Annotated in this window: 23 protein-coding genes and 1 pseudogene; 16 read left to right on the plus strand and 8 right to left on the minus strand. The window is 61.3% G+C overall.

All coding sequences use genetic code 11. The features are described from left to right. The first annotated feature begins 173 nt into the window (after positions 1-173). Complete coding sequence (locus tag GJU48_RS11665; RefSeq protein ID WP_094950575.1) at positions 174-1,604, plus strand: polyurethane esterase; 1,431 nt, start codon at positions 174-176, stop codon at positions 1,602-1,604. A gap of 203 nt (positions 1,605-1,807) precedes the next feature. Here GJU48_RS11665 and GJU48_RS11670 read toward each other — a convergent pair whose 3' ends face one another. Further along, complete coding sequence (locus tag GJU48_RS11670) at positions 1,808-2,032, minus strand: YgdI/YgdR family lipoprotein (protein WP_094950574.1); 225 nt, start codon at positions 2,030-2,032, stop codon at positions 1,808-1,810. Positions 2,033-2,235: 203 nt separating this feature from the next. Here GJU48_RS11670 and GJU48_RS11675 point away from each other — a divergent pair, with 203 nt between their 5' ends. From GJU48_RS11675 to GJU48_RS11685, 3 genes are all read left to right on the plus strand, one after another. Then, positions 2,236-3,882, plus strand: coding sequence for a VRR-NUC domain-containing protein (locus GJU48_RS11675; protein ID WP_094950573.1), 1,647 nt, complete (start codon positions 2,236-2,238; stop codon positions 3,880-3,882). Further along, the gene (locus tag GJU48_RS11680) at positions 3,879-6,143 is read left to right on the plus strand and encodes an ATP-dependent DNA helicase (protein WP_094950572.1); all 2,265 of its coding nucleotides are present in this window, start codon (positions 3,879-3,881) and stop codon (positions 6,141-6,143) included. The genes GJU48_RS11675 and GJU48_RS11680 overlap by 4 nt, the downstream gene beginning before the upstream one ends. Positions 6,144-6,206: 63 nt before the next feature. Beyond that, positions 6,207-7,148, plus strand: a complete 942-nt coding sequence (locus GJU48_RS11685; protein WP_094950569.1) for an alpha/beta fold hydrolase — start codon at positions 6,207-6,209, stop codon at positions 7,146-7,148. Here GJU48_RS11685 and GJU48_RS11690 read toward each other — a convergent pair. Next, a complete protein-coding gene (locus GJU48_RS11690; protein ID WP_094950568.1) occupies positions 7,111-8,577 on the minus strand; it encodes a sensor histidine kinase in 1,467 nt (488 codons plus the stop codon). The genes GJU48_RS11685 and GJU48_RS11690 overlap by 38 nt on opposite strands. Beyond that, on the minus strand, positions 8,574-9,284 hold the full coding sequence (locus tag GJU48_RS11695) for a response regulator transcription factor (RefSeq protein WP_094950567.1): 711 nt from the start codon (positions 9,282-9,284) through the stop codon (positions 8,574-8,576). The genes GJU48_RS11690 and GJU48_RS11695 overlap by 4 nt, the downstream gene beginning before the upstream one ends. Before the next feature lie 138 nt (positions 9,285-9,422). Here GJU48_RS11695 and msrB point away from each other — a divergent pair, with 138 nt between their 5' ends. The 3 genes from msrB (at position 9,423) to msrA (ending at position 12,486) form a co-directional block, all read left to right on the plus strand. Next, complete coding sequence (gene msrB / locus GJU48_RS11700) at positions 9,423-9,923, plus strand: peptide-methionine (R)-S-oxide reductase MsrB (protein ID WP_094950566.1); 501 nt, start codon at positions 9,423-9,425, stop codon at positions 9,921-9,923. Positions 9,924-9,958: 35 nt separating this feature from the next. Continuing rightward, positions 9,959-11,719: a cytochrome c biogenesis protein DipZ gene (locus GJU48_RS11705; protein ID WP_094950565.1), complete on the plus strand. Its 1,761-nt coding sequence runs from the start codon at positions 9,959-9,961 to the stop codon at positions 11,717-11,719. 71 nt (positions 11,720-11,790) lie between these two features. Further along, a complete protein-coding gene (gene msrA, locus GJU48_RS11710) occupies positions 11,791-12,486 on the plus strand; it encodes a peptide-methionine (S)-S-oxide reductase MsrA (protein ID WP_094950564.1) in 696 nt (231 codons plus the stop codon). Positions 12,487-12,582: 96 nt separating this feature from the next. Here msrA and GJU48_RS11715 read toward each other — a convergent pair whose 3' ends face one another. The 3 genes from GJU48_RS11715 to GJU48_RS11725 form a co-directional block, all read right to left on the minus strand. Continuing rightward, positions 12,583-13,011, minus strand: coding sequence for a nuclear transport factor 2 family protein (locus GJU48_RS11715; RefSeq protein WP_094950562.1), 429 nt, complete (start codon positions 13,009-13,011; stop codon positions 12,583-12,585). Between the two features lie 108 nt (positions 13,012-13,119). Next, a complete protein-coding gene (locus GJU48_RS11720) occupies positions 13,120-14,070 on the minus strand; it encodes an alpha-E domain-containing protein (RefSeq protein WP_094950561.1) in 951 nt (316 codons plus the stop codon). A gap of 2 nt (positions 14,071-14,072) precedes the next feature. Next, positions 14,073-15,482 (minus strand): circularly permuted type 2 ATP-grasp protein, encoded by a 1,410-nt coding sequence (locus GJU48_RS11725; RefSeq protein WP_094950560.1) that lies wholly within the window; start codon positions 15,480-15,482, stop codon positions 14,073-14,075. 406 nt (positions 15,483-15,888) lie between these two features. Between GJU48_RS11725 and GJU48_RS11730 the strand changes: the two genes are divergently transcribed. The 3 genes from GJU48_RS11730 to GJU48_RS24880 all read left to right on the plus strand — a co-directional run bounded on the left by GJU48_RS11730 (position 15,889) and on the right by GJU48_RS24880 (position 16,875). Beyond that, positions 15,889-16,434: a hypothetical protein gene (locus tag GJU48_RS11730; RefSeq protein ID WP_094950559.1), complete on the plus strand. Its 546-nt coding sequence runs from the start codon at positions 15,889-15,891 to the stop codon at positions 16,432-16,434. A 79-nt stretch (positions 16,435-16,513) separates the two neighbouring features. Then, a complete protein-coding gene (locus GJU48_RS11735; RefSeq protein ID WP_094950558.1) occupies positions 16,514-16,726 on the plus strand; it encodes a hypothetical protein in 213 nt (70 codons plus the stop codon). 11 nt (positions 16,727-16,737) lie between these two features. Next, a complete protein-coding gene (locus GJU48_RS24880; protein WP_176462925.1) occupies positions 16,738-16,875 on the plus strand; it encodes a hypothetical protein in 138 nt (45 codons plus the stop codon). Here GJU48_RS24880 and GJU48_RS11740 read toward each other — a convergent pair. Then, a complete protein-coding gene (locus GJU48_RS11740; RefSeq protein WP_094950557.1) occupies positions 16,866-18,218 on the minus strand; it encodes a cation:proton antiporter in 1,353 nt (450 codons plus the stop codon). The two genes, GJU48_RS24880 and GJU48_RS11740, sit on opposite strands and share 10 nt — an antisense overlap. Before the next feature lie 559 nt (positions 18,219-18,777). On the opposite strand from GJU48_RS11740, the gene GJU48_RS25470 reads away from it, so the two are divergent. From GJU48_RS25470 to GJU48_RS11765, 5 genes are read left to right on the plus strand one after another with little or no spacing between them, the layout of a single operon-like run. Beyond that, positions 18,778-20,772 carry an aminotransferase class I/II-fold pyridoxal phosphate-dependent enzyme gene (locus GJU48_RS25470; protein WP_094950555.1) on the plus strand — a complete coding sequence of 665 codons (1,995 nt, stop codon included), beginning with the start codon at positions 18,778-18,780 and terminating at the stop codon, positions 20,770-20,772. Between the two features lie 24 nt (positions 20,773-20,796). Further along, a complete protein-coding gene (locus GJU48_RS11750; RefSeq protein WP_176462924.1) occupies positions 20,797-21,651 on the plus strand; it encodes a transporter substrate-binding domain-containing protein in 855 nt (284 codons plus the stop codon). Continuing rightward, complete coding sequence (locus tag GJU48_RS11755; RefSeq protein ID WP_094950553.1) at positions 21,651-22,355, plus strand: ABC transporter permease; 705 nt, start codon at positions 21,651-21,653, stop codon at positions 22,353-22,355. The genes GJU48_RS11750 and GJU48_RS11755 overlap by 1 nt, the downstream gene beginning before the upstream one ends. Positions 22,356-22,361: 6 nt before the next feature. Beyond that, positions 22,362-23,060, plus strand: a complete 699-nt coding sequence (locus tag GJU48_RS11760) for an ABC transporter permease (protein ID WP_094950552.1) — start codon at positions 22,362-22,364, stop codon at positions 23,058-23,060. Continuing rightward, positions 23,057-24,055 (plus strand): DMT family transporter, encoded by a 999-nt coding sequence (locus tag GJU48_RS11765; protein WP_094950551.1) that lies wholly within the window; start codon positions 23,057-23,059, stop codon positions 24,053-24,055. The genes GJU48_RS11760 and GJU48_RS11765 overlap by 4 nt, the downstream gene beginning before the upstream one ends. Here the strand turns inward: GJU48_RS11765 and GJU48_RS25205 are convergent. Then, a pseudogene (locus GJU48_RS25205) lies at positions 24,011-24,550 on the minus strand (TetR/AcrR family transcriptional regulator); the annotation flags it as partial. The gene GJU48_RS11765 and the pseudogene GJU48_RS25205 sit on opposite strands and share 45 nt — an antisense overlap. A gap of 103 nt (positions 24,551-24,653) precedes the next feature. Between GJU48_RS25205 and GJU48_RS11775 the strand changes: the two are divergent. Further along, complete coding sequence (locus tag GJU48_RS11775; protein WP_155295993.1) at positions 24,654-25,658, plus strand: M14 family metallopeptidase; 1,005 nt, start codon at positions 24,654-24,656, stop codon at positions 25,656-25,658. Positions 25,659-25,663 lie beyond the last annotated feature (5 nt).

Consider the following 25,663-nt stretch of genomic DNA (forward strand, 5'->3'; position numbering starts at 1 on the left):
GACCTGCTGAATGTGGGGCCGGGTTTTATGTGGGGCGGGCTGCTCGCGAAAGCGCATGGATTGAGAGGTAACAGGGAGATTTTCGTTGGCCTGGAGGCCGTCATTGCAGGCAAGCCCGCAGTTAAAAGGTGTTTTCGCTTTCTCTACAAATCCAACAACAGAGAGGCAGTACCATGGGAATTTTTGACTATAAAAACCTCGGAACCGAGGGCTCCAAAGCGTTGTTCGCCGATGCCATGGCGATCACGTTGTATGCCTATCACAACCTCGATAACGGCTTTGCCGTGGGTTATCAGCACTACGGCCTGGGGCTCGGGCTGCCGGCCACGTTGGTCGGTGCGTTGCTCGGCAGCACGGACTCACAAGGTTTGATTCCGGGCATTGCGTGGAACCCCGACTCGGAAAAAGCTGCGCTTGGGGCCGTGCAGAAAGCCGGGTGGACGCCGATCAGCGCCAGCGCCCTCGGGTACGGTGGCAAGGTTGATGCGCGGGGCACGTTCTTTGGCGAAAAGGCCGGCTACACCAGCGCGCAGGTCGAAGTGCTCGGCAAGTACGATGACGCCGGCAAATTGTTGGAAATCGGTATCGGTTTTCGTGGCACTTCGGGGCCGCGGGAAACCTTGATCAGCGACTCCATCGGCGACTTGATCAGCGACCTGCTTGCAGCGCTGGGCCCCAAGGATTACGCGAAAAACTACGCCGGTGAAGCCTTTAGTGGTTTGCTCAAGAACGTCGCCGACTTTGCCGGTGCCCATGGCCTGACCGGCAAGGACGTGGTGGTCAGCGGCCACAGCCTGGGCGGCCTGGCGGTCAACAGCATGGCGGATTTGAGCAGCAATAAATGGTCGGGGTTCTACAAGGACTCCAACTACGTGGCCTACGCCTCGCCAACCCAGAGCGCCAGCGACAAGGTGCTTAATATCGGCTATGAAAACGACCCGGTGTTCCGCGCGTTGAACGGCTCGTCGTTCAACCTGTCGTCCCTGGGCGTGCACGACAAACCCCACGAGTCGACGACTGACAACATCGTCAACTTCAACGACCACTACGCCTCGACCTTGTGGAATGTGCTGCCGTTTTCCATCGTCAACCTGCCGACCTGGGTCTCGCACTTACCCACGGCGTATGGCGACGGCATGACCCGCATCCTCGAGTCCGGCTTTTACGACCAGATGACCCGCGACTCCACGGTGATCGTCGCCAACCTGTCCGACCCGGCGCGGGCCAACACCTGGGTGCAGGACCTGAACCGCAATGCCGAACCACACAAGGGCAATACGTTCATCATCGGCAGTAACGGCAACGACCTGATCCAGGGCGGCAAGGGCGCCGATTTTATCGAGGGCGGTAAAGGCAATGACACGATCCGCGACAGCAGTGGGCATAACACCTTTCTGTTCAGTGGCCACTTTGGCAACGACCGCGTGATTGGTTACCAGCCCACCGACAAGCTGATGTTCAAGGACGTGGAAGGGAGCACCGACCTGCGCGACCACGCCAAGGTGGTCGGCGCGGACACGGTGCTCACGTTTGGCGCCGACTCGGTGACATTGGTCGGCGTCGGGCATGGCGGCCTGTGGACGGATGGCGTAGTGATCGGCTGATCAACCGTTACTGAAGCCTGCAACAAACAGCCCCGCATCTGCGGGGCTGTTTGTTATCACTTTCCGTTGCGTACCGTCGCCACGTCGGTGACATTGGTCGGCGTCGGGCATGGCGGCCTGTGGACGGATGGCGTAGTGATCGGCTGATCAACCGTTACTGAAGCCTGCAACAAACAGCCCCGCATCTGCGGGGCTGTTTGTTATCACTTTCCGTTGCGTACCGTCGCCACGTCATCGGCCTTGACGCGCACGTGCTTGCCGGCGATATCGGTGAATTCGTAGAAGCCATCGGCTGTTTTGGTGTTTGGGGTGTCCTTGGTCAAATACTGCGTACCATTTTGCAATGTCACCACGGTTTGCGTTGAGCAACCGGTCAATAGCAGAAAAGTGAGTGCAACCAGTGGCAGACCCAAATTCTTCATGTTCATAACCCTTACCTTTAACCTTGGAAAGCTTTTACTCTAGAAAGTCCCGCTGCGTATGGGGCGGACCGCAAATGTTACGCCATCAACAGAGCTATCTGATCACTTTTATAAGAAAAGTTGCGTGCGCCATTTATCTATTACCGATTGCAACAAGTGGTTTACGACGGCAATCTGTATGCATAACCAGTATTTGAACGGCGCGCGACATGGCCAACCCCCTCGACGACCCCTTGTATTACCTGCATAACTTCCGCCAAGTGCTGCACTGGCTGGGGCAGCGCTATGCCGATTTGCTCGACGCGGACGAAGCGCATTTCATTCAGCAATTTGACAGGTTGCCGCAAGCGTCCCAGGCGTTATTGGTGCGCATGGTGATGCGCAAGGGCGTGCATTTTCGTGCGAGCAAACTCAATTACCTCGAGATCGGCTGCACCCGCGCCGCCGTGTTGGCGCTGGTGGAGCAGGGTTGGGTCAGTGACCAGGGCACGCTGTGCTTTGAGGCGCTGTTTGCGCTGCTGCAAAAAGGCGAAGTCCTCGCGGCCTTCAAGCCATGGATTGACCAGCCCAAGGCCAAGAAGGCCGACTGGCTGGAGCCGCTGGCTGCGCAGTTCCCGCAGCAACGCAGCTTTGCCCAGTGGTGCCCGGACCTCGGCGATGCGCTCTATAGCCTCACCGTGATGGACCTGTGCGACCGCCTGCGCCTGATGTTCTTCGGCAACCTGCATCAGGACTGGTCGGAATTCGTGCTGGCGGACCTGGGCATCTACACCTATGAAAAAGTCGAGTTTTGCGCCGAGTCCCGTGGCCTGCGCACGCGTGACGACGTTGTGGGTTTTCTGTTTCTGCATCAATGCCAGCAGGCGTTTGAAACCGGTGAGGCGCTGGACGCTGTGCTGGCGCAAATCGCCACGCTGTCTACCGACAACCCGTGGCTGGAAAAACGCCGCGCCAAGTTGTTGTTTCAAATCGGCCAGTATTGCGAACGCAGCGCCGAACTGGACATGGCGCAGCAGATCTACCGCCATTGCGCTTATCCCGGCGCGCGCTCGCGTCTGATTCGTGTGCTCGAGCGCCAGGAGGATTACGCCCAGGCCATGGCCCTGGCGTGCGCCGCGCAACAGGCGCCGGAAAGCGCCGCCGAGCAGCAACATCTGTTGCGAGTGCTGCCACGCCTGCGCCGTAAACTGGGCGAGCCGGCACTGCCCAAGGTCAAGCCGCGGCCCGTCACGCGCCTGGATTTGGCACTGCAAATTCCACAGCCGCTGATGTCGGTGGAGTACTGCGTGCAGGCGCATCTGAGCGAGCCCGATGCACCGGTACATTACGTCGAGAATGGGCTGATTAACTCGCTGTTCGGGTTGTTGTGCTGGGAGGCGATATTTGCGCCATTGCCAGGCTCGTTTTTTCACCCGTTCCAGCGTGGGCCGGTGGACCTGCACAGCGAGGACTTTCATCAGCGCCGCGCTGTGTTGTTCGCCGCCTGCTTCGAGCAGTTGGGGGACGAGCGCTACAAGACCACCATCCTCCAGCGCTACGTGGACAAATGGGGCATTCAGTCGCCCTTCGTATTCTGGAACCTGCTCAGTGAAGAACTGTTGGAACAGGCCTTGGACTGTTTGCCCGCCGAACACCTGCGCTACTGGTTTGAGCGGCTTCTATTGGACATTCGCGCCAACCGTGCCGGCATGCCCGACCTGATCCAGTTCTGGCCCGCGCAAAAGACCTACCGCATGATCGAGGTCAAAGGCCCCGGCGATCGCCTGCAAGACAACCAACTGCGCTGGCTGGAGTTCTGTGGCGAATACCAGATGCCGGTCACTGTCTGTTATGTACGCTGGGCGCAGCCCGCTTGAGCTACAGCGTTGCGGTGCGAGCGCTGTGTGAGTTCACCGCCAAGGTCGGCGACCTCGACCTGCGCTTCACGCCGTCGCCCAGCGCCCAGGAAGGCATTGTCGGCCACCGCACCGTGGCCTCGCGGCGCAGCGCGCACTATCAGAACGAAGTGGCCCTGGAGGGTGAATACCAGCAGCTCAAGGTGCGGGGCAGGGCGGACGGCTACGACCCCGACAGCAATCGCCTGGAAGAGGTAAAAACCTATCGCGGCGACCTCGACGCCCAGCCGGCCAACCATCGGCAACTGCATTGGGCCCAAGTCAAGGTGTACGGCTGGCTGATGTGCCAAAAGCTCGGCCTTAGCGAAATCGACCTGGCGCTGGTGTACTTCGACATCGTCGGCGAAGGCGAAACCCTGCTCAACCAGCACTTTCAGGCGGCCGACCTCGAACGGTTTTTCAACCAGCAATGCGCGCTGTTCCTGGGGTGGGCGCACCAGGAAATGCAGCACCGCGACGCACGCAACAGCGCCGCGCAAACCCTGGCGTTTCCCCATGCCGACTTTCGCCCGGGCCAGCGCGCGCTGGCCGAGTCGGTTTACAAGGCTGTCAGCACCGGCCGCTGCCTGATGGCCCAGGCGCCCACTGGCATCGGCAAGACCGTGGGCACGATCTTCCCGCTGCTCAAGGCCCTGGCGCCGCAGCAACTGGACAAAGTGTTGTTCCTCACCGCCAAGACCCCGGGGCGCAAGTTGGCACTGGATGCCGCCCAAGTGCTGTACGACAGCAGCCCCGACTTGCCGCTGCGCGTGCTCGAATTGGTGGCGCGGGACAAAGCCTGTGAACACCTGGACAAAGCCTGCCACGGCGACTCCTGCCCGTTGGCCAAGGGCTTTTACGATCGCCTGCCGGCCGCGCGCACGGCGGCTTCCCAGGTGCGCCTGCTCGACCAGCGCAATCTGCGCGAGGTGGCCCTGGCCCATGACGTTTGCCCGTATTACCTGAGCCAGGAAATGGCGCGCTGGGTCGACCTGGTGGTCGCTGACTACAACTACTATTTCGACTTTGGTGCCATGCTGTTCGGCTTGGCCCAGCTGAACCAATGGCGCGCCGCCGTGCTGGTGGACGAAGCCCACAACCTGGTGGAGCGTGCGCGTTCGATGTACAGCGCCAGCCTCGACCAATACAGCCTCAAGACCCTGCGCGATATCGCACCTGAGCCATTGAAGAAACCCTTGCAACGCCTCAACCGCGAATGGAACGCCCTGCACAAGGACCAGCTCGCGCCGTACCAGGCTTATGCCAACAAGCCCGACAAACTCCTCCAGGCCCTGAGCCTGTGTGCCAGCGCCATGGGCGACTACTTCAACGACCACCCCGAAGCCCTCAGTGGCGACCTGCAAGCGTTCTATTTCGAGGCGCTGCAATTTGCCAAGGTCGCCGAGCTGTTCAACGAACACTTCATCTTTGATATCAGCAAGCGCCAGTTCAGTGGCAAGCGCAGTGCTTCGACCCTGTGTCTGCGCAACGTAGTGCCCGCCGAATTTATCCGCCCCAGGCTGACCGCCGCGCGCAGCAGCGTGCTGTTCTCCGCGACCTTGAGCCCTCGGCACTATTACGCCGACTTGCTCGGCCTGCCGGCGGACACCGCGTGGGTCGATGTGGAATCGCCGTTCAAGGCCGAGCAATTGCAGGTGCGCATCATCGATGCGATTTCGACGCGGTTTGTGCATCGCCAAGCCTCGCTGGCGCCAATCGTCGAACTGATCGCCGCGCAATTCGCGCAACGGCCCGGCAATTACCTGGCGTTTTTTTCAAGTTTCGATTACCTGCAACAAGTGGCGCAGTTGATGGCCGAGCGACACCCGCACATTGCACTGTGGTTGCAGTCACGCGGGATGGCCGAGGCCGAACGGCAAGCATTCCTGGATCAGTTCACCCAGCACAGTCAGGGCATCGGCTTTGCCGTACTGGGCGGCGCGTTCGGCGAAGGCATTGATCTGCCGGGCGCGCGCTTGATCGGGGCGTTTATCGCCACACTCGGGTTGCCGCAACTGAACCCGATCAACGAACAGATGAAAGCGCGCATGGCCTCGATCTTCGGCTCCGGTTACGACTACACCTACCTGTACCCCGGCATTCAGAAAGTGGTGCAGGCGGCGGGTAGGGTGATTCGTAGCCAGCAGGACGAGGGTGTGGTGATGTTGATTGATGACCGCTTTGGCGAGGCGCGGGTGCGGCAGTTGTTGCCGCGCTGGTGGGCGCCCGTCACTCAAGCGTGACGCCGCTCAGTTGTTCGCTCAGCGCCCAGAGCTGTTCGGCTTGCCGGCACAAGGAAGCCAGTGATGAGCGATATCCAGCACGAGAGGATCCAGGTCAACGGTATTGAGTTAAGCGTTCACATCGCCGGCCCCGAGCATGGCCAGCCTATCTGGCTGCTGCACGGGTTTCCTGAGTGTTGGCATTCCTGGCGCGAGCAGATTCCCGCGCTGGTCGCTGCCGGGTATCGGGTGTTCGTGCCTGAAATGCGTGGCTACGGCGAATCGAGTGCGCCTGCCGGGATCGCCGATTACGACTTACTGACGCTGTGCGCCGATATTCAACAGGCCATGAACCATTTCGGCCATCAACCGGTGGTGATGGTCGGCCATGACTGGGGCGCCGTGGTGGCGTGGCACCTCGCATTGCTCGAACCCGCGCGGGTCAGCCGCTTGATTACGATGTCGGTGCCGTTTGCCGGACGTGCCCGGCGCCCGGTAATCGAAATCATGCGTGAGCTGTATGCCGACCGCTTCAACTACATCCTGTATTTCCAGGAACCGGGCGTAGCCGAGCGGGAACTGGATGCCGACATCGAACGCACGCTGCGGCTGTTCATGCAGGATCAGGATGTGTTCCTGCAGAAGAAGCCGGCTAACGCCACCTTGCTCGAAGGCGTCTCGGCCCCCGGCACACTGCCGCCGTGGTGTGCTCAAGCGGACTTGGACGTTTACGTGCAAACCTTCAGCAAGCACGGTTTTCGCGGCGCGCTGAACTGGTATCGCAACTTCGAGCGCAACTGGCAGCGCACCGAGTGCCTGGCGGGCCAGCAAGTGCTGCAACCCACGTTGTTCCTGATTGGCGACCGCGACCCGGTCGGTGTGTTCGAAGCCCACACCCTCAAGCGCATGCCCGACGCAGTGCCCAACCTGCAACAGCAGGTGTTGGCCAACTGCGGTCACTGGGTCCAGAACGAGCAGGCCCAGCGGGTCAACGCGCTGATGCTCGCGTTTCTAGCGAGAACCTGAAGGTCGCGCCATGCCCGGGGCGGTCCACCAGTTGGATGCTGCGCCCGTGTAATTGCAGGATACGGTGCACGATGCGCAGGCCCAGGCCGCCATCGCGGCGCGCACCGCCGATGGTGAACGCGCGCAGGAACAAGCCATCGCGCAGCTCGGCATCAATGCCTGGGCCACTGTCACTGACGGTGACCGCCACACTGTTGGCCTCGGGTGACAGGATCACTTCGACTTCACCGTTTAGCGGTGTGTGACGCAAAGCGTTATCAAGCAGGTTGGTCAGCACGCGTTCGATCAAGCCCAGGTCGGCCAGTACTGTCGGCACCTGGCGCGGCAGGGTGGCGATAAGCTTGATGGACCGGGCTTCGGCGGTGAGTTCGAATTTCTGGAAGATGTCCTGCACCAGGTCCGGCAGTGAAAAGCCTTCGATCACCGGCTGCACGAAACCATGTTCCAGGCGCACCAGCTCCAGCAATGACTGGGCCAGCCCGCCGACCTTACGGCTTTGGTCCAGGGCGATGCCCAGGTAACGCCGGCGCTCTTCGGGGCTGAGGCTGGCGTCCTTGAGGCTCAGGGTTTCCAGGTAACCGTGCAGTGACGCCAGCGGCGTGCGCAGGTCGTGGGAAATATTCGCGACCATTTCCCTGCGTTCCTGATCCTGTTGGGTGATGGCGCGCCATTGCTCGCCCAGGCGGTTTTCCATTTGTACGAAGGCGTGGTCGAGCACAGCGATTTCATCGCCGCTGTCGAGTTTGGGGCGGTTGATTTGCGCGGGTTCGGGCGCGCCGTTGATGTCGAACTGGCCGACCTTGTCGGTCAACTGGCGCAGCGGTCGGGTGATCCAGGCGAAGGCAATCAGGCCGGCCAACAGGCAGAGCAGGGCGACCAGGCCGATGGACCACAGGGCGATTTTCAACGCCATGCCCGTGGCATCTTTGGCGTCATACACGTCGTGGGCTTCGCCCAGCAGCACCACGTACAAGAATCCGGTTTGCTGGCCGTTGGCTTTGAGCGGCGCGGCGCTGAACACCTTGCGCCCATCGACGCTGCGCGGGTCGTCGCCGAGGATCGGCAGCATCGCGCCGCTCAAGAAGCGCCGAATCGGCGCCAGATCGACCTTGTCGCGCAGCAAATGCCCTGCGGGTGCGGCATTCCCGACCACGCGCCCGTCGATATCGAGCAAGTACACCTCGACACTGGGGTTGACCAGCATCAACTGGCTGAACAGGTTGCGTACTGCGTCGGGCTTGAGGCCGTCGGCGTCCATCAGTTGCGTGTCGCGGGCGATGTGCGCCGCCAGGTCGCGGGACAGGCCTTGCACCACTTCCAGTTCGTGCATGTGGTTGGAGCGCACCTGCAGCCATGCCGAGGTGCCGCTGCAGATCACCAGCAACACGGCGAACACCACCGACAGGCGCTGGGTCAGGGTCAGTTTCATGGCGAACTCTCGGCAAACTTGTAGCCCCGACCCCACACCGTGAGGATGAGCACCGGGTTGGCCGGGTCGGCCTCGACCTTGGCGCGCAGGCGGTTGATGTGGGTGTTCACGGTGTGTTCATAACCTTCGTGGCTGTAGCCCCACACGGCGTTGAGCAGGTCCATGCGCGAGAAGACTTTGCCCGGCTGGCGCGCGAAGAAATACAGCAGGTCGAATTCCCGTGGCGTGAGGTCCAGGCGCTGGCCTTGCAGGGTGGCGTCGCGGGTCAGCGGGTTGATGAACAGCTGGCCGAGGTCGAGGCTGCCGGCGTCCATCTTCAAGTTGCGCGCCATGGCATCAACCCGGCGCAGCAGCGCCTTGACCCGCGCCACCAACTCCGGCATCGAAAACGGCTTGGCCAGGTAGTCATCGGCGCCCAGTTCCAGGCCAAGAATGCGGTGCAATTCACTGGAGCGTGCGCTGGTGATGATGATCGGTGTGTAGCGCGTCATGGCGCGGGCACGGCGGCAGATTTCCAGGCCGTCGACGCCGGGCAGCATCAGGTCGAGGATCAGCGCGTCCCAGCCGCCTTGCTCGAGCAGGCGCAGGCCTTCGTTGCCATCGGCGCTGTGCACCACCTCAAACTGCTCGTCGCGCAGGTGCAGGCAGATCAAGTCGGCAATATGGGCATCGTCCTCGACCACGAGGACACGTTTGGGCTGATCCATGCTGAAAACCTTTAAAAACCTTCGCTTGTAGTCCGCGCATTGTGCGGGTTTTGCAACAGTGTAGTTATCACGAATTGTTTAACTCTGCGTGAGGATTTCGCGACCACCCAAGGCCCAGGATGACCCCATTGCAAGAGACTGTACTCACGCCGACAAATACTGCTAGCCACTGGCGGCCTGGGTGTCGCCGTCCTGGCCGGCGGCCTGCTCAAACACCTCAACATGGTCACCGAAGCCGAAGCCGCCGAAACCTTCGAAGTCACCCACACCGAGGCCCAATGGCGCAGCCTGCTAAGCGCCGAGCAATTCGCCGTGCTGCGCGAGGAGGGCACCGAACGCCCTTACACCAGCCCACTCAACGATGAACACCGCACCGGCACCTTTGCCTGTGCCGGCTGCGCCTTACCGCTGTTTTCCTCAAGCACCAAGTTCGACAGCCACACCGGCTGGCCAAGCTTCTGGCAGCCGCTGGACAACGCCGTCGCCAGCCACGTCGACACTTCCTACGGCGTGGTGCGCAAGGAAATTCACTGCCGCCGGTGCGGCGGTCACCAAGGGCATGTATTTGACGACGGCCCGGCACCTACCGGCCTACGTTATTGCATGAATGGCGTGGCCATGACGTTCACGGCGGTTTAAGCCGATGTTTTCTTACACCTATAAGGGTCGATCCCATGTGGCTTCTGGTTCTCGCGTATCTGGGCGGCGTGCTGACAATTGTCAGCCCGTGCATCCTGCCTGTTCTGCCTTTTGTCTTCGCTCGCACCGGGCAGCCGTTTATGCGCAGTGGCTTGCCGCTGTTAGCGGGGATGGCGGTGACGTTCGCCCTGGTGGCCTCACTGGCGGCAGTGGGCGGCGGTTGGGTGGTGCAAGTCAATCAATACGGGCGCTGGCTCGCGTTGCTGTGCGTTGCCCTGTTCGGGCTCACGCTGCTGCTGCCGCAACTGTCGGAACGCCTGACGCGGCCATTGGTAGCCGCCGGCAGTCGCCTGTCCGAAGCCGCTGGGGCCGATGCCAAACCGCGTCCGGGCGCCTCGTTCCTGATCGGCGTGGCCACCGGTTTGCTCTGGGCACCGTGCGCCGGGCCTATCCTGGGGCTGGTGCTCACCGGCGCGGCGCTACAGGGCGCCAGCATCGGTACGACCTTACTGTTGCTGGCCTACGCCGCCGGAGCTGCCACGTCCCTGGCCTTGGCACTGTTGGTCGGCGGTAAAGTCTTTGGCTTTATGAAGCGCTCCCTCGGTGCCGGTGAATGGCTGCGCCGTGGCCTTGGCGCGCTGATGTTGGCCGGTGTGGCCGCCATCGCCCTGGGCCTGGACACCGGCGTGCTGGCGCGCGTGTCGACGGCCTCCACCGGTGGCCTGGAACAAAGCCTGGTGGACACACTCAGCGCCAAGCCTGAGCAGAAGGGCGGAGCGATGATGGCCGGCGGCGCAATGATGGCGGCCGCCAACCACAACGACGCGCTGCCGATCGAAGGCACGCTGCCGTCGCTGGATGGCGCTGTGCAATGGCTCAACAGCCCGCCACTGACCGCCCAAGCGCTGAAAGGCAAAGTGGTGCTGGTGGATTTCTGGACCTACTCCTGCATCAACTGCCTGCGCAGCTTGCCCTACGTCAAAGCTTGGGCCGAGAAATACCGCGACCAAGGCTTGGTGGTGATCGGTGTACACGCCCCGGAATTCGCCTTTGAGCGCGACGTGGGCAACGTCACCCAAGCCATGAAGGATTTGGGCATCACCTACCCGGTGGCGATCGACAACAACTACAAAGTCTGGCGCGCGTTCAACAACCAGTACTGGCCGGCGCATTACTTTGCCGATGCCAAGGGCCAGATCCGCTATCACCACTTTGGCGAAGGCGATTACGCCGAGTCGGAGCGGGTTATTCAGCAGCTGCTGCGTGAAGCCGGTGCAACAAACGTTGCCGGCGGCCTGATCGAGGCCGACGCCAAGGGCGTGCAGCAAGCGCCGGACATGAACGAAGTGCAGTCGCCTGAAACCTACCTGGGCTTCCAGCGTGCGCAAAACTTCGTCACCACCGCCACTTTGGGCACCGACAAGGTGGTGGATTACCCGGCCGCCAGCAACCTGGCCCTGAACAACTGGACCCTGCAAGGCCAATGGAACGTCGGCGGCCAACAAGCCGCCCTCGACCAGGCCGGCGGGCGCATCGTCTACCGCTTCCACGCCCGTGACCTGCACCTGGTGCTGGGCCCGGGTGCCGATGGCAATCCGGTGCGTTTCAACGTGACGATTGACGGCCAGGCCCCAGGCGCCGCCCACGGCACCGATGTGGCGCCGGATGGCAGCGGTACGGTGACCGAACAACGCCTGTACCAGCTGGTACGCCAGCCCGCCGGGGTCAAGGACCGCACTTTCAGTATCGAATTTCTCGACCCGCACGTGTCGGCGTATGCCTTCACCTTCGGCTAACCCATCAATCCGAAAACCGCTATCGCAGGCAAGCCAGCGCCCACATTCAACCGTGTTCTGGAGTGAGTTTAATGAAACTGCTTAAGTTCTTACCGGCCCTTGCCTTCGCCGCCTTTGTCGGCCAAAGCTCAGCCTTCTCCTTTGGCGCCTCTGACGACGCGGTCATGCTCGCGCCACCGGCCCTGGACCTGCCCGCCAACGCCGGCAACCTGCAAACCGCGGTCTTTGCCGGCGGCTGCTTTTGGGGTGTTCAAGGCGTGTTCCAACACGTACAAGGCGTGAAAAACGCGGTCTCCGGCTACGACGGCGGCGCAGCCAACACCGCCCAATACGAATCGGTCAGCAACGGCGACACCGGCCACGCTGAGTCGGTCTCGGTAACCTACGACCCGAGCAAAGTCAGCTACGGCAAGTTGCTGCAGATCTACTTTTCAGTGGCCCACAACCCTACCGAACTGAACCGCCAGGGCCCGGACAGCGGCACCCAATACCGTTCGGAAATTTTCGCGCAGAATGCCGAGCAACAAAAAGTCGCCCAGGCCTACATCGCACAGCTGGACGCGGCCAAAGCGTTCGATAAACCCATCGTGACCAAAGTGGAGATGGGCAAGGCGTTTTACCCGGCCGAGTCCTATCACCAGGACTTCCTCACCGAAAACCCGTCGTACCCCTACATCGTGATCAACGACCTGCCAAAAGTGGCGCAACTCAAAAAGCTGTTCCCGGACCAATACCGCGCAGAACCGGTGCTGGTCAAAAACCAATAACCACCCCAAAACCCAATGAGCGCTCGTCCCCGTGCGTGCAGCCACAACCCATGCAACTGAGCCACCGCTATCGCGGGCAAGCCCGCTCCCACATGTTTAACCTTTGTCTTTTGCCAGATAAGGCGCCAACCGCCGCCCCATCTCTTCCCCCAACGCCTGCAACCCACTCAACGGCCGCACCATCACTTCAAACTCAACGATCTGCCCCTGCTCATTAAAGCGAATCAGATCAATCCCCTTGAGCTGCTTGTCACCCACCCGCGCGCTGAACTCCAGCACCACACTGAGCCCATCGCCGGTGGCCAACTCACGGTGATAGGTAAAGTCCTCAAACACCTTGATCACCGTGTTGAGGATCATCGACACCACCGGCGCGCCAGGGTAGGGCGTGTGCGCCATGGGCGAGCGGAACACCGCCTCAGGCGCCAGCAGTTCAGGCAGGGAGGTTAGGTCGCGCGTTGCCAACAGGGCGTGCCAGCGTTGCAGGGTCTGGGCGGCGGCGGGGGTCAGTGTCAGTTCGGACATGTTCGGTACCTGTTCTTATGATGGGAAGGCATTTCACCTGCCCAACATAAGAGCGGTAACAAAGCAGGGTCAATCACCCGAATTGACAGTTAAGTGACTGCAATGCACTCACACCACTTCAAGGTATGAGCTGTGAATCGCCCGGGCCAGTTCGCGCACGGTGTCGATAAAGTCCGTGAGCCGGCTGTGCAAGCCGTCTTCCAGGATTTCGTCGATGCCCGTATAACGCAGCCGCGCCTCGAACTCGGCGGCCAAACGCTGCGCCGTTCGGCCATAACTGCCGGGCAGGTCGGCCAGGATATGGCTCAGCTCCTCGATACACGCGTGCAACGATCGCGGCACATCACTGCGCAACAGCAGCAACTCCGACACCGAGCGTGCATTCAACGCATTCGGGTACAGCTCGGTGTACGCCTCGAACGACGACAACGCGCGGAGCAGGGCGCTCCACTGGTAATAGCCGCGTGCCGACAAGTCGCTGACTTCTTCCGACTCTTCACCAAACATCTCATAGCGCGCATCCAGCAGGCGCAAGGTGTTGTCCGCGCGCTCGACAAAGGTGCCCAGGCGAATAAACCGATACGCGTCATTGCGCATGATGGTGCCCGAGGTCGCGCCCCGGAACAGGTGCGAGCGCTGCTTGACCCAGTCGCAGAAGTGGCTGATGCCATGGCGCGCCAGGCCGCCGGCGGCGATGCTGCGCATTTCCAGCCAGGTGGCGTTGAGGTTTTCCCACATGTCGGCGGTGATCCGCCCGCGTACCGCGTGGGCATTGCCACGGGCAGCGCGCAGGCAGTTGTAGATGCTGGCGGGGTTTTCTTCGTCGAGGGCGAAGAAGTGCAGCATGCGCATCGCGTCCAGTTGTTTGTGACGCTCCAGGTAACTCTCCAGGGTGCCGCTGCTGAGCAACGACATCGCCAGTTCGTCCAGCCCATCGCTGCGCCCGGCCTGGGGCATCAACGACAGCGAGTAACTGACTTCGAGCATGCGCGCTAGGTTCTCGGCACGCTCCAGGTAACGCGACATCCAGTACAGATCTGCGGCGGTTCTACTCAACATACTCAGCCCTCCACCACCCAGGTGTCCTTGGTTCCGCCGCCTTGCGACGAGTTGACGATCAACGAGCCTTCCTTCAACGCCACGCGCGTCAGGCCGCCAGGCACCAGGCGGGTTTCCTTGCCTGAGAGCACGAATGGGCGCAGGTCGATGTGCCGTGGCGCGATGCCGTTTTCGACAAAGGTGGGGCAGGTGGACAGGCTCAAGGTTGGTTGGGCGATGTAGGCGTGGGGGCGTGCCTTGATGCGTTGGCGGAAGTCCTCGATCTCGGCGGCGGTGGAGGCTGGGCCGACGAGCATGCCGTAGCCGCCCGAGCCTTGGGTTTCCTTGACCACCAGCTCCGGCAGATGCGCGAGCACATGGGACAGTTCATCCGGCTTGCGGCACTGGAAGGTCGGCACGTTTTGCAGGATCGGTTCTTCATCCAGGTAGAAGCGGATCATTTCCGGCACATACGGGTAGATCGACTTGTCATCGGCCACGCCAGTGCCAATCGCATTGGCCAGCACCACGTTGCCCGCGCAGTAAGCCGCCACCAGGCCGGGCACGCCGAGCATCGAATCGGGGTTGAAGGCTTTGGGGTCGAGGAAGGCGTCGTCGATGCGCCGGTAAATCACGTCCACCGGTTTGGGCCCGTCGGTGGTGCGCATGAACACCTTGAGGTTGTGCACGAACAGGTCGGCGCCTTCCACCAGCTCCACGCCCATTTCACGTGCAAGGAAGGCGTGTTCGAAGAAGGCGCTGTTGAAGCGGCCCGGGGTCAGCACCACCACGTTGGGGTTGTCCAGGCGGCTGGAACTTTTCAGGGTCTTGAGCAGCAGGTTGGGGTAGTGGTCCACCGGCGCGATGCGCTGCTTGGCGAACACCTCAGGGAACAGGCGCATCATCATCTTGCGGTCTTCGAGCATGTAGCTCACGCCGCTGGGCGTGCGCAGGTTGTCTTCGAGCACGTAGTAGGTGCCGTCGCCGTCGCGCACCAGGTCCACACCGGAGATATGCGAGTAGATGTCGCGGTGCAGGTCCAACCCGACCATGGCCTTCTGATAACCCTCGTTGCCCAGCACTTGGTCCGCTGGAATGATCCCGGCCTTGATGATGCGTTGGTCGTGGTAGATGTCGGCGAGGAACATGTTCAGCGCATTGACCCGCTGGATACAGCCGCGTTCGATGACGCTCCATTCACTGGCGGGGATGCTGCGGGGGATGATGTCGAAGGGGATCAGGCGCTCGGTGTCCTGCTCGTCGCCGTAGAGGGTGAAGGTGATACCGGCGCGGTGGAACAGCAAATCGGCTTCGCGGCGCCGTTGGGCCAGCAGTTCCGGCGGCGTGTTGGCCAGCCAGCGGGAGAAATCCTGATAATGCGCACGGCACACGCCATCTGCGTCATTCATTTCATCAAAGAAAGATCGAGCCATTCCAGTACCTTGTCAGTGCCTTGCTTGGTTGGCACTGCCGCAAAAAAACGCATTTTTTTATGAGCCCGTGGCTGATGGTGCCAACAGGCCTGGTCCTTACTTTCTTATGGGGTCGGCTCTGGGTCGGGGGGTAACGAATGCTCCTGTATCCGGGCAGATGAATGGATAACGCAATGCGTGTGCCGGAATGGGGGGGCTGGGTTGATTTAATCCTGTGGCGAGCGGGCTTGCCCCGCGTTGGAGTGCGCAGCGCTCCTGCGCCCGCTCGCCACAATGAGCCTGCTCGTCAAAACACCGGGTTCACTACAAGGGTGCAAGGGATGTTCTACAATGGTGCATGAACAAACTTGAACTTCGCCAAGGCCCGATTCTTCTAACGAGACTCGAAACCTTGCGGAGCACCGTCGTGCCCAGAATCATCTCTCCCAACACCCCCGAAGCGGCCCTGACCGATCACAGCGAACACAACGCCAAGATCTTTGGTTCACCCAAGGACCGTCTCGACTTCTACCGCCGCGAGATCCAGTACGAAACCACCATCCTGGCCAACCGCACCGACGCCTACCTCACCGCGCAGTCGTTCCTGGTCATCGCCTTTGTCTCCGGCATGGGTAACCTGAACCCGGAGTGGGGCAAGTTCTTCACCTTGATCGTGCCGGTATTCCTGGCCTCCCTTGGCGTGCTCAGCTCCCTGAATGCCTGGCCAGGTATCCGCGCCGCGTACGAAATCATTGATCACTGGCACTACAAGCAGAGTGAACTGCTACGCAGCGAGCCGGTAATGGGCCTGGCCTATGACGATTCGCCGCTGTTCTGCGAGACCGAGTCATCCCACAAGGGCTATCGCAAGTCGCTGCTGTTCTCCATGCGCGCGCCGTGGCTATTCATGGTGTTTTGGGTATTGCTCGGCGCCTATGCGTTTTATATCCAGGTCGATAACCCGGTGTCTTAAGCAATTTGAACTTCATGACTCTGCGCACGACCTTACCTATACGCAGCCTGTGTTTTCCAAAACTGCGAAGAGGTGACCCATGAATACCAGCAACGATCCCCAAGTCAGCAAACGCAATGACCCGGCCATCGACGGTGGCGAACCGGCACCCGGCACCGCCGTCGACGCGCCGAAAGACCCAAAGCCTGCCAGCGACCCCAAAGCCAAGGAAAACGACTACAGTCCAGACTTCAAGCCTACGCCTGAGGCCAAGCCTGAAACCGACGCTGATATCGACACCCAAGGCGGTTAGAGGAGACGCTCATGTCCCACGAACTCGACGACGAAGAACTCAACGACCCGGGCAACGAAGACCCGGGTTCATTGATGGACGATGCACAAGTGCCGCTGAACGATCTGGACGACGCCGCGGATGTAGGCCATACCGAGAATCAAGACTGAGTGTTCACCTTGGCACGTCGTTCATACCACGCCAGCATCGGCTGGGTACTCAGGCCATGAACGACGATGCTCAAGGCGATCACTGACACCGTAAGGTTCACCGCCACCGCGCTGCTGGTGCCGATCAGCCCGTGGTTGAGCGCGTAGAACAGGTAGTAAATACTGCCGATGCCGCGAATGCCGCACCAGCCGATCAAGCCGCGTTGCCGGTAATCGATCAGGTTGCCCCAGGGCATTGCCAGCACACTGACCGGGCGAATCACGCAGAACAGCAATGCCGCCACCGGTAGTGCGCGCCAATCCCAATGGCTGGCCAGCACAATCCCCAGCACGGTCACCAGAAACACTTCCATCGAGCGCTCTACCAGGCTGCCGAATGACAGCATGTCGCCCATCATCACGCCGGCGGCGATCTGCGTATCGGCAAGTTCGCTGACATCACCTTTCAAGGCGCGCGCAGGTTCCACCTCCAAATGGCCCACCACCGGCAGCGCCAAATGCTCTGACGGCGTCTGTGAGTTGCCGGTGGATTTGAACTCGGCCTGGCGCAAGCCCAGCCCGGCGGCGAACACCGACAGAAAGCCGTAGCCACCCACCGCTTCAGCCGCCACGTAGGCCAGCGCAATCAGAGCCAGGGTCAGGTAATCGTTGGGCGACAACGTGCTGTCTGCATGGGCGATGCGCATCCACAGCGTCACACGTCCGATGCCACGGCCCATCCAGTAGCCCATCAACAGCCCGGCCGGCACCGCCCACAACAGGTTCTTCAACACCCAGCCACCGAACCAGTCACCGTCAAACCCGCCGTGCTGCATAAACAGCAGCGCGAAGATCACAAAGGGAAAGGCCGTGCCATCGTTGAGGCCGGCTTCACCGGACAAGCCAAAGCGCAGCGCGTCATAGTCCTGGGCATTATTGACCTGCACCAGCCCAGCCAGCACCGGGTCGGTCGGCGCAAGAATGGCGCCCACCAGCAACGACACGCCCCAAGGCAACGCGAACACGTAATGCAGCGCCAGGCACACGCCGAGAATCGTCAACAGCATCACCGGCCCGGCCATGCCGAATGCGACGCGCCACGTGCGGTGCCTGAGCGGCAGGCGCAGTTTCAGGCCGCTGACGAATAGGGAAAACAGCACCGCGACTTCGGTCAGGTGCTCCATCCAGCGTGCGGAGCCTTTGATATCGAGGTGCAACAGGTCGACACCGAGTGGGCCGATTGCCACGCCCAGCAGCAGGCACACCGCCGAGGTGGTCACCGGCATCCAGCGCAGGTAGGAGGAGGTGAGGGCGAGTGTGAGCAACACGGCGCCCAAGACGGCCAACCATAAAATAAACGTCATCGAGCGTGCACCAGGCCGGGGTCTATCCACGTTGGAGGACCACGGCCGGGTGCAGGTTCAATGTACTTCTATCAGGTATCGATCCACGAGTGGTCGGAGCCTATTTTGACGTTGAACCGATGGTGAAGCGGGAAGTAATGTTCCTTCACCTTCTTTATTTTGTTATCCAGAAGGATCGGAGGCTCAATGCCATTTCTTGCGTACGCGTCAAGAACCTCTTTTTTGATGTCGACCGTCGGGCCATTAACGGCGAACCGATGGTTTTTATCCGAATCATGTCCATTAATTGACGCGGCCCCGGCGGCGACTGGCGGAGGCTGGGGTAGTACATGCATAGCGGCTGGCCGGTGCAGGCCCAGTCCGCGAGGCTTTGGCTTGCCACGAAAAGACCGCTGACCAATAGGCTCAAAAGTCACCACAACGACCTATTTGGACGATAAACGACACCCACCCAACTCTATCCATTGAACGACTGTTCAGTTTGAACTATGTTGACCGCATCCACCCTTTTGCATGCAAACGGGTTCGCGCTTTTTCTTCTGGAACGAGAGGCTCTGGCATGCGGTTTTCCCCCTTCGTTGAACGAATTGCAGGGCAGGGCGTAGCCGCCTGGGACATCCACCACGCGGCGTACCAAGCAGCCAGCCAGGGCGAAGACATCATCATCCTCAGCGTCGGTGACCCGGATTTCGCCACGCCGTCGTTTATCACCGACGCCGCCGTCAGTGCGTTGCGCGGCGGCGACACCCACTACACCGAAATCCCCGGCCGCCCGACATTGCGCGATGCCGTCGCCACGCGCTACAGCAAGACCCTGTCGCGGCCAGTAGCCGCCGAAAACGTCATCATCGTGCCCGGTGCGCAGAACGCGTTGTTCATCAGTTCGCTGTGCCTGCTGCAAGCTGGTGATGAAGTGCTGGTGCTCGACCCGATGTACGTCACCTACGAAGCCACGCTCAAGGCCAGTGGTGCGACGCTTGTGCGCGTGCCGTGTTCGCCGGAGTCCGGGTTTCGCCTGGACGCCCAGTTGCTCGCTACCGCCATCACGCCGCGCACTCGGGCGATTTTTTTCTCCAACCCGAACAACCCCACTGGCGTAGTCCTCAACCCGCAAGAACTGCAAGCGATTGCCGACCTGGCCGTCGCCTATGACCTGTGGGTGGTGGTGGACGAAGTCTACGAAAGCCTGGTGTTCGACGGCCACTACCACAGCCTCGCCGCATTGCCGGGCATGGCTGAGCGCTGCATCGTGATCGGCAGTTTGTCCAAATCCCACGCCATGACCGGCTGGCGAATCGGCTGGATCATTGCCGCGCCGCAGATGGTCGTGCACGCAGAAACCCTGGTGCTGAGCATGCTGTACGGCTTGCCCGGCTTCGTGATGGAAGCCGCCACAGCGGCGGTATTGGCCCATGACGAGGTGACGCTGAGCATGCGCGAAATCTACCGGCGCCGCCGTGACCTGGTCGTCGCGGGCCTTAGTGCGTGCCCGGGGATCAAGGTGCAGGCACCGCAAGCGGGCATGTTTGTGCTGGTGGACGTGCGCGGCACTGGCCTGGGCTCATTGGATTTTGCCTGGCGCTTGTTCCGCGAAGCGGGCGTGTCGGTGCTGGACGCGGCCGCCTTTGGTGAGCCGGCGCAAGGTTTTGTGCGCTTGTCCTTCACCCTCGGTGAAGAACGCCTGGCGCAAGCCTGCCAACGCATTGCCGCGTTCGTCGCCAAGCTGGCCAGTGAGCCGCGTATCGCGGCGGCGCCGAAGGTCGAGGTGGTGCAACCGGCCCAAGCCAAGAAGATGATTGAAGTCATCGACCTGCATAAACGCTTTGGCAATATCGACGTGCTCAAAGGCATTTCGTTGACCGCCCACGAAGGCGAGGTGATCTCGCTGATCGGCGCCAGTGGCTCGGGCAAAAGCACCTTGCTGCGCTGCATCAACATGCTCGAAGTGCCGGACCAGGGCAGCATTCACGTCGATGGCGAAAGCATCAAGCTGAACTACGGCGCTCCCGGCGCGCCACTGGTGGCCGACGCCAAGCAACTGGTGCGCATCCGCTCGACCCTGGGCATGGTGTTCCAGAATTTCAACCTGTGGCCCCATCGCACCGTGCTTGAAAACCTCATCGAAGCGCCGACCCAAGTGCTGCGCGAAAGCCGTGCCGAGGCGATCGAGCGCGCCGAAGCCTTGCTTGACCGCGTGGGCCTGGCCGCCAAGCGCAACGAGTTCCCGGCGTTTCTCTCCGGCGGCCAGCAACAACGGGTGGCGATTGCCCGCGCGTTGGCCATGCGTCCCAAAGTCATGCTGTTCGACGAGCCCACCTCAGCCCTCGACCCGGAACTGGTCGGCGAAGTGCTGCGCGTTATCCGCTCGCTGGCCGAAGAAGGCCGCACCATGATCCTGGTCACCCATGAAATGGCCTTCGCCCGGGATGTGTCCTCCAAAGTGGCTTTTCTGCACCAAGGCATGATCGAGGAAACCGGCTCGCCGGACTCGGTGTTTATCAACCCACGCAGTGAGCGTTGCCGGCAGTTCGTCAACGCGCATCAAACTCGCTAACACCAAAAAAAGACGAGGCAAATCATGAAATCCAGACGCATGGCAACGTGGTTGAGCAGTGCAGTGTTGATGGTGGCCGCAGGGTTTACCCAGGCCGCAGAGAAACCCATCGTGTTCGCAGTGGCGGCGGAACCCTATCCACCGTTTACCGTAAAGGGCGGCAATGGTCAGTGGTCCGGCTTTGAAGTGGACCTGATCCACAAGCTGTGCGAAGGCATGAAAGCTGAGTGCCAGATCAAGGAAGTCGCGTGGGACGGCATCATCCCGTCGCTGCTGGCGAAGAAGATCGACGTGATTTTTTCCTCGATGTCGGTCACCGATGAGCGTGAAAAACAGATCGCGTTCAGCCGTGCCTATTACGACTCTCTTCTCGGTGTGGCAGGCCCGAAAGGCAGTGAAGTCGAGGTTTCCCCAGCGGGGCTCAAGGGCAAGTTGATCGGCGTGCAGATCTCCACCGTCAGTGCTAATTACCTGAAAAAGTACTATGAGAACATCGCCGACCTTAAGTACTACGACACCCAGGAATCGGCCAACGCCGACCTGATTGCGGGGCGCATTGACTACATGATGGCCGACGACACCGCCATCGCCATGATGGTCAAAACCCCGGAGGCCAGCGCCTTGGCGCATATCGCCAGCGTGCCGTATGACCCGATTATCGGCCGTGGCGTCGGCGCCGGCCTGCGCAAGGAAGACACCGCGCTCAAGGCCCGCCTCGACAAGGCTATCGGCGAGTTGCTGGTGAGCAAGGCCTATGACGATTTGTCCCAGCATTACTTCGGCCTGTCGGTCAGCCCGTGCAAACGCAGCGACACCCCGGCGTTTGTCAGCAAGACCTGTGACAGCCCATATCAGCAAATCGCCCAGAAGACCGAATAATGCTGGATCTCCTCAGCTTTGGTGACCAGGGATGGGGCAACGCGCTGTTGAAAGGGTTATGGATGACCCTGCAAATCTCAGCAGGCTCCTTTGTCGTAGGGTTGCTGATTGGCTTGGTGGTGGCCTGCGCCAAGCTCAGCGCGCCGCGCCCGATTGCGTTGTTGATGCGCGGCTACACCACGGTGTTTCGCGCGGTGCCGGAACTGCTGCTGATCCTGCTGCTGTACTACGCAGGCTCCATGGGCCTTAACGCGCTGATGCTGTGGCTGGGGTTCGAGCAGGTGAATATCAGCGGCCCGTTGGTGGCGGTCCTGGTATTGGGGCTGGTGCAGGGCGCCTATGCCTCGGAGATTTTCCGTGCAGCGATCCTGGCGATTCCCCACGGCCAGATCGAAGCCGCACGGGCGTTTGGCCTCAGCGGCTTTGGCCTGTTTCGCCGGGTCACCTTGCCGATCATGGCGCCGTACGCCTTGGCGGGCATGTCCAACCTGTGGATCAACCTGATCAAGGACAGCGCCTTGATCAGCGTGGTCGGCACCAACGAACTGCTGTACACCGCCAAGCAGGCGGCGGGTTCCACACGCCAATACTTGCTGTTCTACCTCACGGCCGCCGCCTTGTACTACCTGGTGACGCTGGCTTCCAACTACCTGTCCGGGCGCCTGGAGCGACGTATTCGTCGCTGGATGCCGGTTGTCGAGTGAGTCGCCATGCCTGAGTGGATAAGTTACTACGCGGGGCTGATCGCCAAGGGGCTGCAGACCACCTTGTCGCTGCTGGCGATCTCGGCAGTGCTCGGTTTTACCCTGGCGGTGCTGGTGGCACTGGCGCGCTTGTCGCGGCGCAAGTGGCTGGCGCGGGGTGCGCTGGCCTACACCAGCGTGTTGCGGGGCACGCCGCTGTTGATCCAGATCTACATTTTCTACTACGGGTTGGGCAGCGTGTTTGCGCAGTTTCCAATGATACGTGGCAGCTTCCTCTGGCCGTTTTTGCGCGACGGTTACTGGTACATCGTGTTCGCCCTGGTGCTGTCGGTGGGTGCCTATGTGGGTGAAGTGATTCGCGGCGGCCTGCTGGCAGTGCCCAAGGGCGAGATGGAGGCGGCGTCTGCGTTTGGCATGACGCCGCGCCAGGCGTTGCTGCGGGTGCGCCTGCCACGGGCAATGCGGTTGCTGTTGCCGACCCTGGCCGGGGAGACGGTGATGTTGCTCAAGTCCACGGCACTGGCCTCGACGATTGCCGTGGTCGATCTTTTGGGCGCGGCTAACGTGGTACGGGCGCAGACCTTGCAAATCTATCAGCCGTTGCTGCTGGTGGCCGGGGTTTACCTGTGCCTGACCTTTCTCATCGAAGGCGTCTACGCCATCGCCGAACGGCGCGGCACACCGTTGCGCAGGTCGGTGGGATGAACCAGAACCGCGCATTGCAAGGGATTGCCCTGTGCTCACTGGCCTACGCGTTCCTGGCGTTGCAGGACGCGGTGATCAAGTGGCTGGTGGCCGATTATTCGGTGTTCAGCATTCTGTTCTGGCGCAGCCTGGTGGTAGTGGGTGCGTGTGTGATGGCCGGGCGCATGGGCTTGTTGCGGCGTGCGTGGGCCTCGGTCAGCCGCAAGCTGCTGATCATCCGTGGCGTGCTGTCGCTGCTGGCGTGGTTGCTGTATTACACCGCCGCCAAGGACCTGACCCTGGCGGAAATGACCACGCTGTATTTCTCCGCGCCGATCATGGTCACGCTGCTCGCGGCGCTGATCCTCAAGGAGCGCGCCAGCCGGGGCCAATGGATCTCGCTGATCATCGGTTTTGTAGGCGTGGTGATCGCCTGTCGCCCCAGCCATATGGTTGATCCGTTGCCCATCGCGCTGACCCTGGCCGCCGCATTGTGTTGGGCGTTCACCTATATCCAGTTGCGCCAGGTCGACCCGACCACCTCAGTGCTGGAACAGATGTTGATCACCAATGGGGTGTTCGTCATCTGCATGGCAGTGACCTTGCCCTGGACCCATACCCCGGCGCCCACACCGGCATGGCTGGGCATGTTGGCGGCAGGTCTGGTCGGTGGTATCGGGCAATTCCTGCTGTTCGCCAGTTTCCGCCGCGCCACGGCGACCTTGCTCGCGCCGTTCGAGTACACCGGGTTGATCTGGGCCTTTGTGTTATCGAGCCTGATCTGGGGCACGTCGATGGATGTGTCGCTGATCCTCGGCGCGGTGCTGATTGCCGTCAGCGGCACCTTGGCGATGCTCAGTGCGCGCCACCCCAAATCACAAGACGTGGTCGGCGCCGAATGCGCCGTAACGCAACCCCTGTACCCAACACCGGCAGATGTGCAGGCCGTTGGCGGGGCTGAAGGTGCCGGGGTTGAGGCACCCCTCGAGCCAGAGCCCGTCAAGCATCGCCGATAGACCGATGGCGGCCAGATGGCTGTCGTGGATCACCAGGTTTTCGCTGCGGGCGAGGTCGTCCAGCAATTGCTGGATCAGCGCCAGGTAGGCGCGGTAACTGTTTTCATGCGCCTGGTTTACGTGGGGCGAGTGGCGGATCAGGCTCCAGAACACCACCCACACGCCGAGCAGGTCGGGGTCCATGACCCGTGGTGAAAAGGACGCGCTGAGAAACGCATCCAAACGTGCGGCGGCGCCTTCGGCCAGCTCGACTTGCGCCCATAGCGCGCTGGTCAGTTCATTGGCGAGTTTGTGGTAGGTCTCGGCAATGAGTGCATCGATGGTGCCGAAATGGTGGTTGAGCAAGCCTACGGAAACACCGGCTTGGGCGGCGATCTTACGCACGGAAATCCCGGCATGCCCGTCGCGGGAAAGGCTGGTGAGGGTCGCGGCGATCAGCAAGTCCCGGCGTTCATCGGGGTCGGCACGGCGCAGTTTGGGAGGGTCGATGGTCACGGGAATGCCTTTGGTTGAAGACCAGCTTTGAAAAACAGTCTGCTCAGGTTAGTTGAACGTGTGTTCAATCTCTAGCGATTAAATGATGAGAGGAGGGCAAGGCATGGCAAAAGACCTTTCGTGGCAGGTAGCAGGCGATGCCGGTAACGTGCTGCACATCGGCGCCTGGCGTTTTGAGGGCGACGGCAGTGGGCCCACGGTCCACCTGCAAGCGGGCGTGCATGCCGATGAAATCGCCGGGATGCTGGTGCTGCACCAGTTGCTGCCGCGTTTGCAGGCTTGCCAGGAGCAGGGCCGCCTCAAAGGCAGCGTCACGTTGGTGCCACAGGCCAACCCGTTGGGTATCGGCCAGTTTCGCCAGGGCAAGTTGCTGGGGCGCTTTCATGAGGCTACCGGGCAGAATTTTAACCGTGCCTTCGATCAATCCCTGGCCATGCAGCGCCCGGCGAGCAACGTGGCGCAGTGGCAAAAAAGCCTGGTAGAACTGGCCGCCGATGCTGATCTGGTGCTGGATTTGCACACTGACGATGAGGCGCTGCCTTATCTGTATATCCATCGCAGCTTTTGGCCGGAGCAAGGGTTGGCGCTGGCGGCGGCGTTGCGGGTGGATGTGGTGATTGTCTGGGAGGACGGCGGCGATGGCTCCTTTGAAGAAACCATCCTTAACCACAGTTCGCCGCGCTTGGCGGCCACTATCGAGTTGCGTGGGCAAGCGGATGTCAGCGATGCCCTGGCGCAACAGGATGCCGATGGTTTGTGGGCGTGGCTGTGCATCAACGGGGTGATTGATGAGGTCGCGGCTATCAGCGAATGGCAAGGTGATGTGGTGGACATGGGCTGCATGGAGACCATCTTCGCGCCCTGCGCCGGGGTGCTGGTGTTTGAAATAGGCCTGGGTGATCAGGTCGAAGAGGGTCAGCGGTTTGCCCGGATCATTGGCCGCCCTGGCGATGCGGCATCAGAAGTGATTTTGCATGCGGCGCAAACTGGGCGCATGGTGACCGGGCACCGTGAGCGGTTGGTGGCGCAGGGTGCGGTGGTGGCGAAGTTCACGGGGACGCGGTTATCGGATAGAGTGGCGCCGCTCGCCACAGTTGCCGGGGGCTGATCAAG

Source organism: Pseudomonas sp. IB20 (assembly GCF_009707325.1).
In the GTDB taxonomy this organism is placed as follows: domain Bacteria; phylum Pseudomonadota; class Gammaproteobacteria; order Pseudomonadales; family Pseudomonadaceae; genus Aquipseudomonas.